The sequence below is a fragment of the Cohnella faecalis genome (assembly GCF_003570905.1).
GTDB classification, from domain to species: domain Bacteria; phylum Bacillota; class Bacilli; order Paenibacillales; family Paenibacillaceae; genus Cohnella; species Cohnella faecalis.
In genome coordinates, this window is record NZ_QXJM01000029.1 from 55327 (window position 1) to 68401 (window position 13075).

The 13075-nt window shown below is 56.9% G+C and carries 11 protein-coding genes and 1 pseudogene; 7 read left to right on the forward strand and 5 right to left on the reverse strand.

Annotation, left to right across the window (positions count from 1 at the left end; all coding sequences use genetic code 11):
* Position 1 precedes the first annotated feature (1 nt).
* Complete coding sequence (locus D3H35_RS30625) at positions 2 to 535, forward strand: Ger(x)C family spore germination protein (RefSeq protein WP_158593995.1); 534 nt, start codon at positions 2 to 4, stop codon at positions 533 to 535.
* The gene (locus D3H35_RS30630; RefSeq protein WP_158593996.1) at positions 520 to 1092 is read left to right on the forward strand and encodes a Ger(x)C family spore germination C-terminal domain-containing protein; all 573 of its coding nucleotides are present in this window, start codon (positions 520 to 522) and stop codon (positions 1090 to 1092) included. Before D3H35_RS30625 ends, D3H35_RS30630 begins: the two co-directional genes overlap by 16 nt.
* 46 nt (positions 1093 to 1138) lie before the next feature.
* Here the strand turns inward: D3H35_RS30630 and D3H35_RS08090 are convergent, their stop codons facing one another.
* Entirely contained in the window at positions 1139 to 1555 is a 417-nt protein-coding gene (locus D3H35_RS08090; RefSeq protein ID WP_119148591.1) for a GerMN domain-containing protein, read from the reverse strand.
* On the reverse strand, positions 1438 to 2334 hold the full coding sequence (locus D3H35_RS08095; protein WP_119148592.1) for a GerMN domain-containing protein: 897 nt from the start codon (positions 2332 to 2334) through the stop codon (positions 1438 to 1440). The genes D3H35_RS08090 and D3H35_RS08095 overlap by 118 nt, the downstream gene beginning before the upstream one ends.
* A 158-nt stretch (positions 2335 to 2492) precedes the next feature.
* On the opposite strand from D3H35_RS08095, the gene D3H35_RS08100 reads away from it, so the two are divergent.
* The gene (locus tag D3H35_RS08100; protein WP_119147409.1) at positions 2493 to 3044 is read left to right on the forward strand and encodes a phosphatidylglycerophosphatase A family protein; all 552 of its coding nucleotides are present in this window, start codon (positions 2493 to 2495) and stop codon (positions 3042 to 3044) included.
* 1811 nt (positions 3045 to 4855) lie between these two features.
* On the opposite strand, the gene D3H35_RS08105 is transcribed toward D3H35_RS08100, so the two are convergent.
* From D3H35_RS08105 to fni, 3 genes are all read right to left on the reverse strand, one after another.
* Complete coding sequence (locus D3H35_RS08105; protein ID WP_119148593.1) at positions 4856 to 5863, reverse strand: MBL fold metallo-hydrolase; 1008 nt, start codon at positions 5861 to 5863, stop codon at positions 4856 to 4858.
* Positions 5860 to 6603, reverse strand: coding sequence for a class I SAM-dependent methyltransferase (locus tag D3H35_RS08110; RefSeq protein WP_119148594.1), 744 nt, complete (start codon positions 6601 to 6603; stop codon positions 5860 to 5862). Before D3H35_RS08110 ends, D3H35_RS08105 begins: the two co-directional genes overlap by 4 nt.
* 100 nt (positions 6604 to 6703) lie before the next feature.
* Complete coding sequence (fni, locus tag D3H35_RS08115) at positions 6704 to 7750, reverse strand: type 2 isopentenyl-diphosphate Delta-isomerase (RefSeq protein ID WP_119148595.1); 1047 nt, start codon at positions 7748 to 7750, stop codon at positions 6704 to 6706.
* 216 nt (positions 7751 to 7966) lie between these two features.
* On the opposite strand from fni, the pseudogene D3H35_RS08120 reads away from it, so the two are divergent.
* From D3H35_RS08120 to D3H35_RS08135, 4 genes and pseudogenes are all read left to right on the forward strand, one after another.
* A pseudogene (locus D3H35_RS08120) lies at positions 7967 to 9336 on the forward strand (YheC/YheD family endospore coat-associated protein).
* 134 nt (positions 9337 to 9470) lie between these two features.
* Complete coding sequence (locus D3H35_RS08125) at positions 9471 to 10487, forward strand: YheC/YheD family endospore coat-associated protein (RefSeq protein ID WP_158593998.1); 1017 nt, start codon at positions 9471 to 9473, stop codon at positions 10485 to 10487.
* A complete protein-coding gene (locus D3H35_RS08130; RefSeq protein WP_119148597.1) occupies positions 10468 to 11844 on the forward strand; it encodes a YheC/YheD family protein in 1377 nt (458 codons plus the stop codon). The genes D3H35_RS08125 and D3H35_RS08130 overlap by 20 nt, the downstream gene beginning before the upstream one ends.
* Positions 11844 to 13016, forward strand: a complete 1173-nt coding sequence (locus D3H35_RS08135) for a YheC/YheD family endospore coat-associated protein (RefSeq protein ID WP_119148598.1) — start codon at positions 11844 to 11846, stop codon at positions 13014 to 13016. Before D3H35_RS08130 ends, D3H35_RS08135 begins: the two co-directional genes overlap by 1 nt.
* The last annotated feature ends 59 nt before the right edge of the window (positions 13017 to 13075 follow it).

A 13075-nucleotide genomic window follows, 5' to 3' on the forward strand; every position in this document is an offset into this window, starting at 1 on the left:
CATGAGCCTGAGAAGATGGCTCGCGTGCGCAGCCTTGCTCGGCTTGACTCTTTGCGGAGGATGCGGCTTCAAGGATATCGACAAACGATTTTTCGTCATTGCGACCGGCATCGACTTAACCGGAAAAACCGATACCCCGTACCGGGTTACGCTAAGGCTCGCTATTCCTTATACGAAGACAGAAAGCGGAGAGGCGCACACGGAAGTCGAGACGATCGAAGGGGCGAGCGTCGCGGAAGCGATTCGCAAGCTCAAAAGCCACGTCGACAAAGAGCTCGATTTTGCCCATTGCAGAGTTATTCTGCTCGGCAAATCGCTGGCCGAAGCGGGCTTCGCGGATTCGATAGAATGGATGTCCCGTCGGCGGGACATTCAGCAGATTGCCTATCTCGGAATCGCGATGCCGGATGCCAATTCGTTATTGAAGGTCAAAATCAAATCGGAGCGCTATCCGGGCAACGCTTTTTTCCTTATGTTCGGGAAGGAAGGACCGAATCATCCTTCACGGTCAGCGAATATTTGTTCGATTTTATGAGACGTTCCTCCGAACCGGGCTTGGATCCGTATCTCCCCATCGTCGGAAGCGACGGCGATTCGTACGTAGTCGATCGGGTAGCTCTGTTCGACAAAACAAAGCTGCGCCTCATCCTCACCCCGGAAGAGACGCAGCTCTATAACATAGTGGCCTTTCAATTCAATAAATCCGGAGTCTCGATGGAGCTCGACGGCAAACGGCTCGTCATGTTCAATACTCTAGTGAAAGTCAAACGTTCCATCGATGTCGGAGCCGAGCCTGTCGTGAACCTGCGGGTAAGGCTGCGCGGCCTCGTCGAAGAGAGTCCCGAACGAATTATGAACGGTCAACTCGTCCATATGGAAAGGCGGCTTGGAGAAAGCGTATCCGAGCAGATCAGGGCGATGCTGGTCAAAGTCCGGGACGCGGGCGTCGATCCGTTCGGCTTCGGTCTGTCTTACATGGCCAAACGATTCGGAAGAGCCGACGACTGGAAACGATGGAAAGAAGCGTATCCGAACGTTAGGTATCGCGTGAAGACCGACGTCGTATTCACGAGCACGGGGCAGACGCGGTAGACGGCGACCGGCGCGGCAAGCGCGCTCGCTTGCGGCCGTCGAAACGCTATCTCTTCAAGGAATTGATTGCGGTTGGGCGTGTGACGGGGTGATCGTAGCTATTGCTGTCCGAATCGACGAAAGTATCGTCTCCGTTCATAGCCAGCTTCACTTGGGGAGCTCCGGTCGCTTCCGTCATCGTTAACACCAGAGCTTGCATCATTTCGGCGGGAACCGGCGATTGCGGACTCCATCCGGCGTCCTTGAGCGACAGATCGACTGTATTTTCCACCGTCGATAGCTGATCGACAATCAGGTCGGTCGTCAGAACCGGATTAAGGCTGGCCAAATCCTGCGGTCCCTTGATCAACTCCTGCAAGGCGGCTCGGGCGCGGTCGGGCTGACGGTTGATGAGGCGCGTGACAGGAACGAAATAGCCTTCTCCTTCTGCGGAACGGGCGGAGAAGTACAAAGTAACTCCCATCGCGCGCTTGTCTGGACGTCCTTCGCCGCTTCGACGTTAATACCAATTCCGCGCGTCAGCTTCGCATCGACCGGGATGGACGATCCCGGCAGCAATTGAAGCGGCTTGCCCGCGACGGTAAGCTTGACGCTGTCCGTTCCGGGCAATTCGGTCATTGTCCATACGAGAGCCTCGATCGCCTTTCGATCCTTGCCCGTCTCCAAGCCCGTGAGCGGCTCGGCGAAGTCGATCGTAACGGAGCGGGACTCGGCGTCCGGAACGACGGAATTGATTTTGGTGCCCGCCGGCAGCAATGCACTGAACCCCGGAGGAAGCTGATCCCTCCGTTCCGGATTATCGATCATCCATGATAGCGCGGTTTCCGCCAACGTTTGGCCGGCTGCGTTGTCTCCGCCTTTTTCTTTGCCGCCGGATTCCGCGGCTGTACGGAGAGTCATAGGCGCCACATAGCCGTTCCGATCAAGCAAGTACACCGTAACCGTGTCGCCCGCTGCTTCTTGCGAGACTTGTCCGGCTTGTCCGGCTTGTCCGGCGGCGTCTCCGGCTTTGACCGCGTGTCCGTCTTGCGCATTGTCGACGGTTGCGATCGACGGATGTGACGGCTGTTCGTCCGTTTGTTCCAGCATAGACTGCTCGACGCTTGCGGGCGGAGCATCGATATCGGCAACGTCTGGCTCGCCGCCCCCTCCTCCCAGGCTGCATGCGGAGACGACAGGCAACAAAAGGAGCATCGCCGCCAACAATCGGGTTCTCGATTTTCTCGTCCAACTGCTTTTCATAATTTTTCCTCCCAGCGGAACCGTTTCCCCGGCCCCATCTTTGTAGTACTATGTATACGAGTCCCTGCGCCATTTATGTATGTTTGTCCGCTCCGGGTTGCGGAACGATTCGCGGGGCTCCACGCAGCCTAACCTGTGCGAGAAAGAGGTGTTGCTTCATGTCCGAACCGAATGTCTACAGACTGAACAGCAAAATCGTCGCAACGGCCACGGAAGAGTGGCTGACCAAAAGAGGAGTGACCAAGGAACAAATCGGTCAACTGGTCATGCTCCTGCAGAAAGATTATTTCCCCGAATTGACTCTTGATGAATGCGTGCGCAACGTGGACGCGGTTCTAGGCAAACGGGAAGTTCAGAACGCCGTCCTGACAGGCATTCAACTTGATATTTTGGCGGAAGAAGGCAAGCTGCTTCCTCCGCTGCAAGCGATGATTCAGCACGATGAAGGATTGTACGGCTGCGATGAGGTGCTTGCTCTCAGCATCGTGAACGTTTATGGCAGCATCGGATTTACTAACTTCGGCTATATCGACAAGTTCAAGCCCGGCGTGCTGAAAAAGTTGAACGACAAAAACTCCAACGAGATCCATACGTTTCTCGACGATATCGTAGGAGCTATCGCAGCCGCGGCTTCGAGCCGGATCGCCCACCGCAAGCAAGCCGAGCGGGAAGCGGAAACCGAAGCTCTCGAAGAAAGCGAGAACGGGTAAAGGAGCTTGACGTTGCTTGCCCGGTGAGACGGAGACAGCAGGGGTATCCCGCTCAGAAGTCATCTCGACGGGGAATTTGCGACGGACGGATGCTGCGCTAGAATGACTAGTATTGGCGATTCTAGTGCGAATCTGTGCCGTTACGTTTGTGAGACGAGATGAGCATCTGCTGGCAAGCTAGCGGAATAAGGTGCCGTCAGAGCGAGCGACGGGATGAGACGCTATCAGCGTTAATACCTCACGAGCGCGCTTAGGCGGCACCTTTCCGTTCTTGGAAGGCTGATTCGGATACTCGTTCGTGCGCCGACTCTGTAACCCGCTCTCGGCAGACTAATTCAGCTACTCGTTCGCGCCCCGACTCTGTAACCCGCTCTCGGAAGGCTAATTCAGCTACTCGTTCGCGCCCCGACTCTGTAACCCGCTCTCGGAAGGCTAATTCAGCTACTCGTTCGCGATCCGACTCTGTAACCCGCTCTCGATAGGCTATTTCCACCACTCGTTCGCGCCCCGACTCTGTAACCCGCTCTCGGAAGGCTATTTCCACCACTCGTTCGTGCGCCGACTCTGTAACCCGCTCTCGATAGGCTATTTCCACTACTCGTTCGCGATCCGACTCTGTAACCCGCTCTCGGAAGGCTAATTAGACTATTCGTTCGTGCGCCGACTCTACAACCCGCTCTCGGAAGGCTATTTCCACTACTCGTTCGCGCTCCAACTCTGTAACCCGCTCTCGATAGGCTATTTCCACTACTCGTTCGCGATCCGACTCTGTAACCCGCTCTCGGCAGGCTATTTCCACCACTCGTTCGTGCGCCGACTCTGTAACCCGCTCTCGGTAGGCTAATTCAGCTACTCGTTCGCGCTCCGGCTCTGTAACCCGCTCTCGGAAGGCTATTTCCACCACTCGTTCGTACGCCGACTCTGCAACCCGCTCTCGGAAGGCTAATTAGACTATTCGTTCGCGCCCCGACTCTGTAACCCGCTCTCGGAAGGCTAATTCAGCTACTCGTTCGCGATCCGACTCTGCAACCCGCTCTCGGAAGGCTAATTCAGCTACTCGTTCGCACCCCGACTTTGTAACCCGCTCTCGGAAGGCTATTTCCACCACTCGTTCGCGACCCGACTCTGTAACCCGCTCTCTGAAGGCTATTTCCACTACTCGTTCGCGCTCCGACTCTGTAACCCGCTCTCGGAAGGCTAATTCAGCTACTCGTTCGCGCCCCGACTCTGTAAGCCGCTCTCGGAAGGCTATTTCCACTACTCGTTCGCGCTCCGACTCTGTAACCCGCTCTCGGAAGGCTAATTAGACTATTCGTTCGTGCGCCGACTCTACAACCCACTCTCGGAAGGCTAATTCAGCTACTCGTTCGCGCTCCGGCTCTGTAACCCGCTCTCGGTAGGCTAATTCAGCTACTCGTTCGCGCCCCGACTCTGTAACCCGCTCTCGGTAGGCTAATTCAGCTACTCGTTCGCGCCCCGACTCTGTAAGCCGCTCTCGGAAGGCTAATTAGACTATTCGTTCGTGCGCCGACTCTGTAAATCGCCCATACCCGGCTATGTTCACTCACCTGCCCGTTCCTACTCCACGCTCCAATAGCGGCCCCCCAGTATTTGTGCCTTTTCCCTCCGATCTGAGCGAAAGGGATAATGGGACAGCAACCACGAACCCCAACGACTTCCTGCGACGACTCCCCGAACCGAACCGCACCAACCAATTCGCCTCGAACCCGCCCAGCTACGCGAACCGGCGAAGCTGTCCACAAAAAAATTAACCCAACCGTTCTCAAGAACGATTGGGTCACCTGCTTGCATTATGCCTTCCGAAACCGAATTATGGAGCCGTCGAAGTCAGCTGCTCGGATCAGCTTGCCCGACTTTTCCAAATAGACCGCATGGGCTATCGTCTCCGCCAAGGCAAATCGCAAATTGTGAATATTTCCGCGCAGCCGAGCGCCGAATGTCGCCTCGCATAGCTCGAACGTCGATATCGAACCATCCCCGACTAGCTCCAGCATATGGCTTAAGCGGCGGTCATGATGAGCCGCAATCTCCAAAACGCGCTCGTCAAACCTCGAGAACGGATCGCGATGTCCCGGAAACGCAATATCGACGGGCAATCCGAGCATCGACCGCAGCGTCTGCAAATAAGATCCGAGAGGATCGGGATCCCCTCCCGGCATCCAACCGATATTCGGAGTTATTTGAGGAAGCACCTGGTCCCCGCACAAAAGCAGCCGCCTGCGGCGATCCAGCAGCGAGACGTGCCCGGGAGCGTGTCCTTCACCGCCGATAATTTCCCAGATTGCTCCCGCCATTTTGAACTCCGTGCCCGGTTCGAGTATTCGAATGTCCGGCCTTTCCGGCCGAGGCGACACCTTCTCCCGGAACCCGGTCATATGCTCCAGCATCGACTGCTCCAGCTCGGAGGGGAGTCCGTGCTTCACGAACGCCTCTGTCAGCTCCGCCGAAAAAGTTTCGTCTTTCCCCCACAGCCGACGAGCCGTCTTCATCGCGGTTTGCGACATCCATATCGGGGCGCCCGACCTCATCTGCGCAAGCCCGGCGAGACCGTAATGGTCGGGATGATGATGAGTAACGACGATGGAGGAGATGCCGCTCCAGTCTATTCCAACCTGATCTAACACACTATCCCAACAAGCGATAGCCTCTTCCGTCCGCAAGCCGGGATCGATCATCGTCCAGCCTGCGTCGCCCGGCAGCAAATAGGAATTGACCCACTTCAGCGAAAAGGGGAGAGGAATCTTAACCTGCAGCCATCCATGCGCATGTTCCGTCCATATCGGCGATAGATCGCTCATTCGGCTCGCCTCCCTGTCATAATGAGACGGGCGGACTTCCGCTCATCGTAGCTCTCGCCTTCATAACCCCCGCGAACGGCTTCAATCGTCAAACCGGTCTGCTTGGCCATCGAACGGAAACGCTCCAATCCGATCAGCCGAACCCGTTCCTCATATCGGCGCGGCTCTCCCGTCTCGGGCGTTATTTCGATTCTTTTGACGACGAAATCGCCTTCTATGGAGCGCCGCTCGGAAATACGCAGCCCTGCAGCCCCGTCCAGCCTCTCCGAATACGGGACCAAATTTTCCTTTACGTGAGCCGCGTTCAGAAAATCGATCAAAAACTTCCCTCCGGGAACGAGCACGCGGCTCATTTCCGACAATGCCTTATCATTATCGGCATCATCCTTGAAATATCCGAATGAGGTAAACCAATTCACGACGGCTTCGAAGGAACCGTCAGCGAATGGAATTGACCTCATATCCCCCTGCACCCACTTGATCAGCCCCTTGGAATCCTTCTTCTTCGCCTCGTTTAGAAGCACGGGGGACAAATCCAATCCCGTCACTTTGTAGCCGAGCGCCCGAAGCGCCTCTGCATGTCTTCCCGTCCCGCAGCCTACGTCCAGCACTTCGGCTCCTTCCGGCAAGCTCATCCACCCTGTCATCGAGCGAATTTCCCGCTCGGCGTTCGCGAGACTGCGATGTCTATAGACGATTATGTAATCTTCTCCAAAGCTATCCTCGTACCACTCGCCCATGAAAAAAAGACTCCTTTGCCGCAATAAAGGGAAATTCGTTTCGTTATATTGTACATGTTGCCCCCGGTCAGCGGAAGAAAACTGGAGCGATGCGCTCCTGTTAGCCTAATATCCGTCTGTACAGCCGGTCCGTCGCCTGCAGCGATGCTACGTTCCGTGCGCCTATGCCGAACATAGCCGTACGAAGCTCCAGCTCGATTCGCTCCAGATCAAGCGCAACGTCGCCTCCGGGGACGGCCGCTTGCCGAAGCAACGAACGGCCGAAGCCCGCTGCGTTCGCGCCCAGCGCAAGCGCCTTGGCCGCGTCCACGCCGCTCGCCAATCCCCCGCTTGCGATAATAACGGCTCCAGGCAATACTTCACGCACTTCGCGCACGCATTCCGCCGTCGGATTGCCCCAATCGACGAACGCCTCCGCGGCGGCTCTTACTACCGGGTCGGACTGACGAAGTTTTTCGACCTGGCTCCAGGAAGTTCCGCCGGCTCCCGCTACGTCGATGAAAGCCGCGCCCGCATCCGTCAACCTTCGAGCGGTATCGCTATCGATGCCCCAGCCTACCTCCTTGATTCCGACCGGTACGGACAGGCGGCGGCATACTTCTTCGATCCGACGAAGCAAGCCGCCGAAATCGGTATCTCCTCCCGGTTGAAACGCTTCCTGAAGCGCATTCAGATGGAGCACGAGCGCATCCGCTTCCGCCAATGCAACGGCTCGGCGGCAATCTTCGGGTCCAAGGCCGTAATTAAGCTGAACGGCGCCCAAATTGGCGATCACCAACGTCGTGGGCGCTTGCTTCCGTACTCGGAACGTGGACGCAAGCTCCTCCCGCTCGATCGCCGCTCGCATCGAGCCGAGCGCGATCCCCCAGCCTCGCGCTTCCGCCGCTTCCGCCAGTCTCCGGTTAATGGCACCGGTTTGCTCGGTCCCTCCGGTCATGCTGCTTATGAGAAGCGGCGTCTTCAGCTTTTTGCCAAGCAGATCGACGCTCAATTCCGTCTCGGAGAGCGACAGCTCCGGCAATGCGGAATGACGAAACCGGTAATGCTCGAATCCGGTCGTCACCCCTTGCCCCGACACTTGCTCATCCAGACATATTCGAATATGATCCGACTTCCTCGTTGCCGTCGATTTCTCTTTTTCGTTCATTCCGTGCCGCCGAACGCGATCCTGTCGCCATTTTTCAACGCCGTTCCTCCTATTCGATAGGCCACGCCTTGCATTTTCATTCGTTCGATAACGCCTGACCACCAATCACCGATAGATAGATGTCCTCATATGATGGAGTATTCTCGCGAGCCCACGAGAGGAATTGTGGGAGTGCCTTCATCATGAAGAACGAATCGGTGGGAGGAGCAAGCTAGCATGTCCACCCCGAAAGTCAACGTCCAAATCGTCAGCTCCGACATCTTGTCCGACGACGTCCTCATGCTGGGAGAAAGCGTAATGAAGCAGCTTAAAATCCCTGCCCATCAGCCGATTTCGCTGAAATTCGGCGCGTTCCGTCACTCCGTCACTCTCGTCCCGGTTCCCCGCTTCGAAGGCATGCGCATGAGCCAGACGCTTTCTCACCGAATGGGAATCCATTCCGGTACGCCGCTAAGGCTGCAATACCGGACATCCGGCCGCACTCTTGCGCTTGGACCGCTTATCGGCGTCCTTGTCAGCCGCAGCTTCCCCCATATCCCGGATAAACCGTTCGGGGACATTACGCTCTTTTGCCGGGAATTGACAACAGCGTGCCGCGCCCAAGGAGCATACGTCTATTTTTTCACTCCGGGGGTATCGGGTCAAGTTCGAATTCGGTGGAGGGCTGGGTGCATAACGCAACCGGATGGCATCGGATGTCTCTGCCCGCACCCGATGTCGTCAACAATCGGCTGACGACCCGCAAGCTGGAGAACAGCGCCGTCGTGCAGAGCTTCATGAAGGATATCCGAAATCGGTATGGCTCCCATGTATTCAACGAGAAATTCCTGGACAAATCCGAAGTGTTCGAAGCTCTCAAAAAAGACAGCGCCGTCCAGAAGTATTTGCCCGAGTCGTACTCGCTGCGCAGCTACGCGATGTTCAAGAGTATGTGCACCCGCTATTCGGCGGTATTCTTGAAGCCCGTCCGGGGCAGCCTCGGCAAAGGAATTATCCGCCTGACCCGCGTCGGTTCGGAGAGCTGGCAGGCTTCCTATGCAACCGTCAACGGCACGCGAAGGCAGTCGTTCAACGATCCCGCCAAGCTGTTCTCCTCCATTTCCGGCAAAATGAAAACGGTCCGTTATTTAATCCAGCAAGGACTGACATTGATCGAAGCCGGAGGGCGTCCCGTCGATTTCCGGGCGTTAACGCAAAAAAACGCAAGCGGAGCGTGGCAAATAACGTCCATTGTCGGAAGAACGGCGGGTTCGCACCATTTCGTCTCCAATCTGGCTAGAGGCGGTACCCTCTCGACCGTCAAAGAAGCCGTTGCCAAATCGAATTTGCCAGGGACGCACAGAGCCGTCGCGTCGTCCCGGCTTCAACGCGCCGCACTCGATATCGCCAAAGGAATCGACGAGAAAATTCCGGCGCACTTCGGCGAGCTGGGGATCGACCTCGCGATCGACACATCCGGCCGGGTTTGGCTGCTCGAAGTGAACTCCAAGCCTTCCAAGAATGACAATACGCCATTAAAAGAAGGGAAAATCCGTCCTTCGGTGCGGATGATGATTCAATATGCCCGTCATTTATCCGGATTCTGACGCCTTCATCCGCGAGACTGACAAAGCGCCAGCGCTCGGCATACTCGTATGCGAAAAAAAATGCGCTGCCTCCGTTCGCGGAAAGCCGCTTCATCCGCAAGCTCGGCGAGCACGGAAGCCGGCAAGGCCTGTCGGTGTTCGCATTTGCCCCTTGGACCTGGAATCCGGCTGACGGAACCGTTCAAGGCTGGCGCTTTGAGCCGAGCTTGCTCAAGTGGCAGCGCGAAGCCCATCCGCTGCCAGCGCTAGTGTATGATCGCTCCTGGCCGGCGAACGAATCGGAGAAGCGCAAATATCGGCAAGCGCTGCGGAAGCTTAACTCTGCGCGACGGCTTGCTCATCTGAACGGACCCTTGCCCGGCAAAGCCGCGGTTCAGCTCGCGCTTGCAGGCGACGAACGGCTTTCTCCCTATCTTCCGCCTACGAGGCTCTATGAAGGAACCGATTCTTTTCTTCGCTGGCTGACAAGAAACCGGGGAGCTGCGTTCCTGAAGCCCGCTGCCGGAAGTCAGGGGCGCAGAGTCGTCGCCGTCCGCCGGAAAGCGGACGGAAGCGTCTCTCTACGCGGACGGCTTGCCGACAATCGAGCCTTCTCGTGCGATTGCGCCGACTTCCATGAAGCGGCAGCCCGCATCGGCAGATGGATCGGCGGCAGGGAATACGTCATGCAGCCGCTTCTTGACCTGCGCAACGCCAAGGACGAACCGTTCGACATTCGCGCTCTCGTGCAAAAGAACGGCAAGGGCCGTTGGGCGCTTACCGGCACGGCGATCCGCCGCGGCCAAGCCGAGACGGTTACCGCGAATTTGCACGGAGGGGGGACGGCTGAACCCGCGCAAGCCGCGCTTGCTTCGATGTTCGGCGGCGAGAAAGCCGTCATGCTGTTAGAAGAGATCCGGGAATGCTGCCTCCATGTCGTATGTACCCTTGAGCAATGTTACGGACGTTTCGCCGAGCTAGGCCTTGACTTCGGCGTCGATCGATCCGGCCGGCTCTGGTTTCTGGAAGCCAATTCGAAGCCTGGCCGCGCCGCCATGGAATGCTTCGGAGAGGCGGTCGCCCGGACGGCTGCCGGACGGCCGGTCAGCTACGCCCGTCATATCCTGTTTCGTTCACCTGGGAGGGTAATTCATGAGTTTGACCATCTGTAACGTCCACTTCACCCAGCAGCCCGAGAGAATCGTCTGGCTATCCAGCCCTCTCGCGAAGCAGCTCAAGCTGAACGGACGAAAATCGGTTAACGTCAAGCTCGGACGGGACACCGTTCCCGCCACGGTAAGGACGATTAATCGAGCGGGAAACCATGTCTATATGTCGGCCGGGCTTCGCCGTTCCGTGCGGATCCCGATGTCAGGCAACGTCCACTTGTCCAGCGCGGACACCGATGAAATCAAGCTCGGCCCTTTGATCGGCATTCTGACCGACAGCGCGACGAAATCGCCGACTTCGCCTTTCGGCACTCGAACCGGCTTCGTCAAGCAACTGCTTTACATGGGCCGCAAAAAAGCTTATTTCTTCGCCTTCACGCCCCGGGATATCAATTGGCAGCAAGAGACGGTTCACGGCTGGTTTCTGGATTCGGGAGGCACTTGGTTCCGTCGCGTCGTTCCGTTGCCCGACGTCGTGTATAACAGGCTTCCGAGCCGCCGCGCGGAAACAGGCACGACCATTTCCGCTCTCAGGGAGCGGTTCATACGGAAGCAAATTCCTTATTTCAACTGGAGCTTCTTCAACAAGTCGGACGTCTACAAGCTGCTGGACAACGATCCCGAGGCTCTGAACCATCTGCCGGAATCGGTCAACAACCCGACTCCCGAACGCATTCGCGAGATGCTGGAGAAGCATCACTTCCTCTATTACAAACCGACAGCCGGAAGCCTCGGCATCGGCATCTACCGTCTCACGTATCATCCCCGCCGCGGTTACTTCGTTCGCTATCGGCGGGGCAGCGGCAACGTGCTTCTGCGATTCACCCAGTTTTCCAGCCTTATGAAAATGCTGCGCTCCCGCCATGGCAGCGGACTGAGCAGCTACGTCGTTCAGCAGGGCATCCGGCTTATCGAAATCGATAATTGCCCGATCGATTTTCGCTTCCACATGCACAAGAACGGCAGCAACGAATGGGTCGTCGCCGGAATTGGCGCCAAAAAAGCGGGAAGAGGCAGCGTAACGACCCACGTTAAAAACGGCGGCTCTCTCATGACTCCCGAGCAGGCGCTAAACCGTACATTCGGCTCCAAGGCGGATGAAGTGCTTCGGGAAGCGAAACGAGTCGCCGTCAAGCTGTCGGAAGCGATCGAACGCAACCATAAGCATACGCTGGGCGAGCTCGGACTCGACATCGGCATCGACCGCGACGGAGAAGTATGGATGTTCGAGGCGAACGCGAAGCCGGGCCGCTCGATCTTCAAGCATCCCGCCCTCAAGGAACAAGGAAAAGCCTCTCTCGAATATATTCTGGATCACTGCCTCTACTTGAGCAAATTCCGGAAGAAGGAGGAGTCGTAATGCTGCCCAGACCGCTTCCGGCCGATGCGGCTTCTTCTTCCGACCGTTTCGAAGACAAACCGGTATTCGCGATTTTGACGATCGACGACGACATCCAGCTATTCCGGGGCAACCGGCAAAATTTCGCCGATCTACTCAAAACGGGCGAAAAGATGGGCTTCACCGCTTACGTCGTTACCGTCGGCAATCTAAAGCTGAAATCGGCCCGCGTGCTCGGTTACACGTACCGGGAGGAGGATGACGCTTGGGTGAAGGCTTGGTTTCCTTCCCCTGGCGTCATTTACAATCGCATTCCGCAAAGGGAAGACGAAATGCTGCCCCACGTCAAGAGGAAGCTTGTCGCTATCGCCCGCACCCCCGGCATTCGTCTGTTCAATCGCCGTTTTTTCAACAAATGGTCGTTGTTCAAGTGGCTGAATGAAAACCGGCTGAGCCGCCGTTATATTCCGGAAACGAAGCGGCTTACGGCTCCCGTCGTGCTGGCCAGCTTGCTGAAACGCCATCGGCTGCTTTATTTGAAGCCGGTGAGAGGAAAAGCGGGCGTCGGCATTATGTCGGTGAAGGTGCAGCCCGAGAAGTCTCTTCCTTACCGTCTTCAAATTCAGGAGGAAAAAGGAAGCCGCACTTTTCGATGCGCCACGCTCGGACGGCTATGGGGCAAAATGCGAAGCGAATCGGCCTCTTCGGGAGAGCCATATATCGCTCAGCAAGGCATCCAGCTTGCTGCCGTTGGCGAACGGCCTTTCGATCTTCGCGCTCTCGTGCAAAAAAACGCCGAAGGCCAATGGGAATTGACCGGAATCGGAGCCAGGGTCGCGGGGATTTCCAGCATTACCACTCACGTTCCGCGGGGAGGGTATATCGACGATCCGGAAAAACTGCTTGTATCGGTTTTCGGTCGCGAAAAAGCCGGCAAGGTGCTCGGGAAAGTGCGGGGAACGGCTGTCCTTCTCGCCCGGCAGATCGAGCGTTCTTCTCGTCTGCGGCTCGGGGAGATGTCGATGGATCTCGGAATCGATTCCGACGGGAACGTCTGGTTTTTCGAAGCCAATTCCAAACCTATGAAGTTCGACGAGCCGCATATTCGAGGAAAATCGTTGGAGCGAATTTTTCAATACAGCCTCTATTTGCACCGTTTGAATCAGAAGAGAAAGGGAGGAGGCCAACCATGAATGCAGCGGCCTCGTTCCGGCAGATCAATCTGGGCGAACAACGGCACATCGGACGGACG

Coding starts and splice junctions, on each gene's coding strand:
- D3H35_RS08105 (WP_119148593.1), bottom strand. CDS start 5,863: ATGAGCGATCTATCGCCGATATGGACGGAACATGCGCATGGATGGCTG.
- fni (WP_119148595.1), bottom strand. CDS start 7,750: ATGAACGAAAAAGAGAAATCGACGGCAACGAGGAAGTCGGATCATATT.
- D3H35_RS08095 (WP_119148592.1), bottom strand. CDS start 2,334: ATGAAAAGCAGTTGGACGAGAAAATCGAGAACCCGATTGTTGGCGGCG.
- D3H35_RS08135 (WP_119148598.1), top strand. CDS start 11,844: ATGCTGCCCAGACCGCTTCCGGCCGATGCGGCTTCTTCTTCCGACCGT.
- D3H35_RS08130 (WP_119148597.1), top strand. CDS start 10,468: ATGAGTTTGACCATCTGTAACGTCCACTTCACCCAGCAGCCCGAGAGA.
- D3H35_RS08100 (WP_119147409.1), top strand. CDS start 2,493: ATGTCCGAACCGAATGTCTACAGACTGAACAGCAAAATCGTCGCAACG.
- D3H35_RS30625 (WP_158593995.1), top strand. CDS start 2: ATGAGCCTGAGAAGATGGCTCGCGTGCGCAGCCTTGCTCGGCTTGACT.
- D3H35_RS08090 (WP_119148591.1), bottom strand. CDS start 1,555: ATGGGAGTTACTTTGTACTTCTCCGCCCGTTCCGCAGAAGGAGAAGGC.
- D3H35_RS08110 (WP_119148594.1), bottom strand. CDS start 6,603: ATGGGCGAGTGGTACGAGGATAGCTTTGGAGAAGATTACATAATCGTC.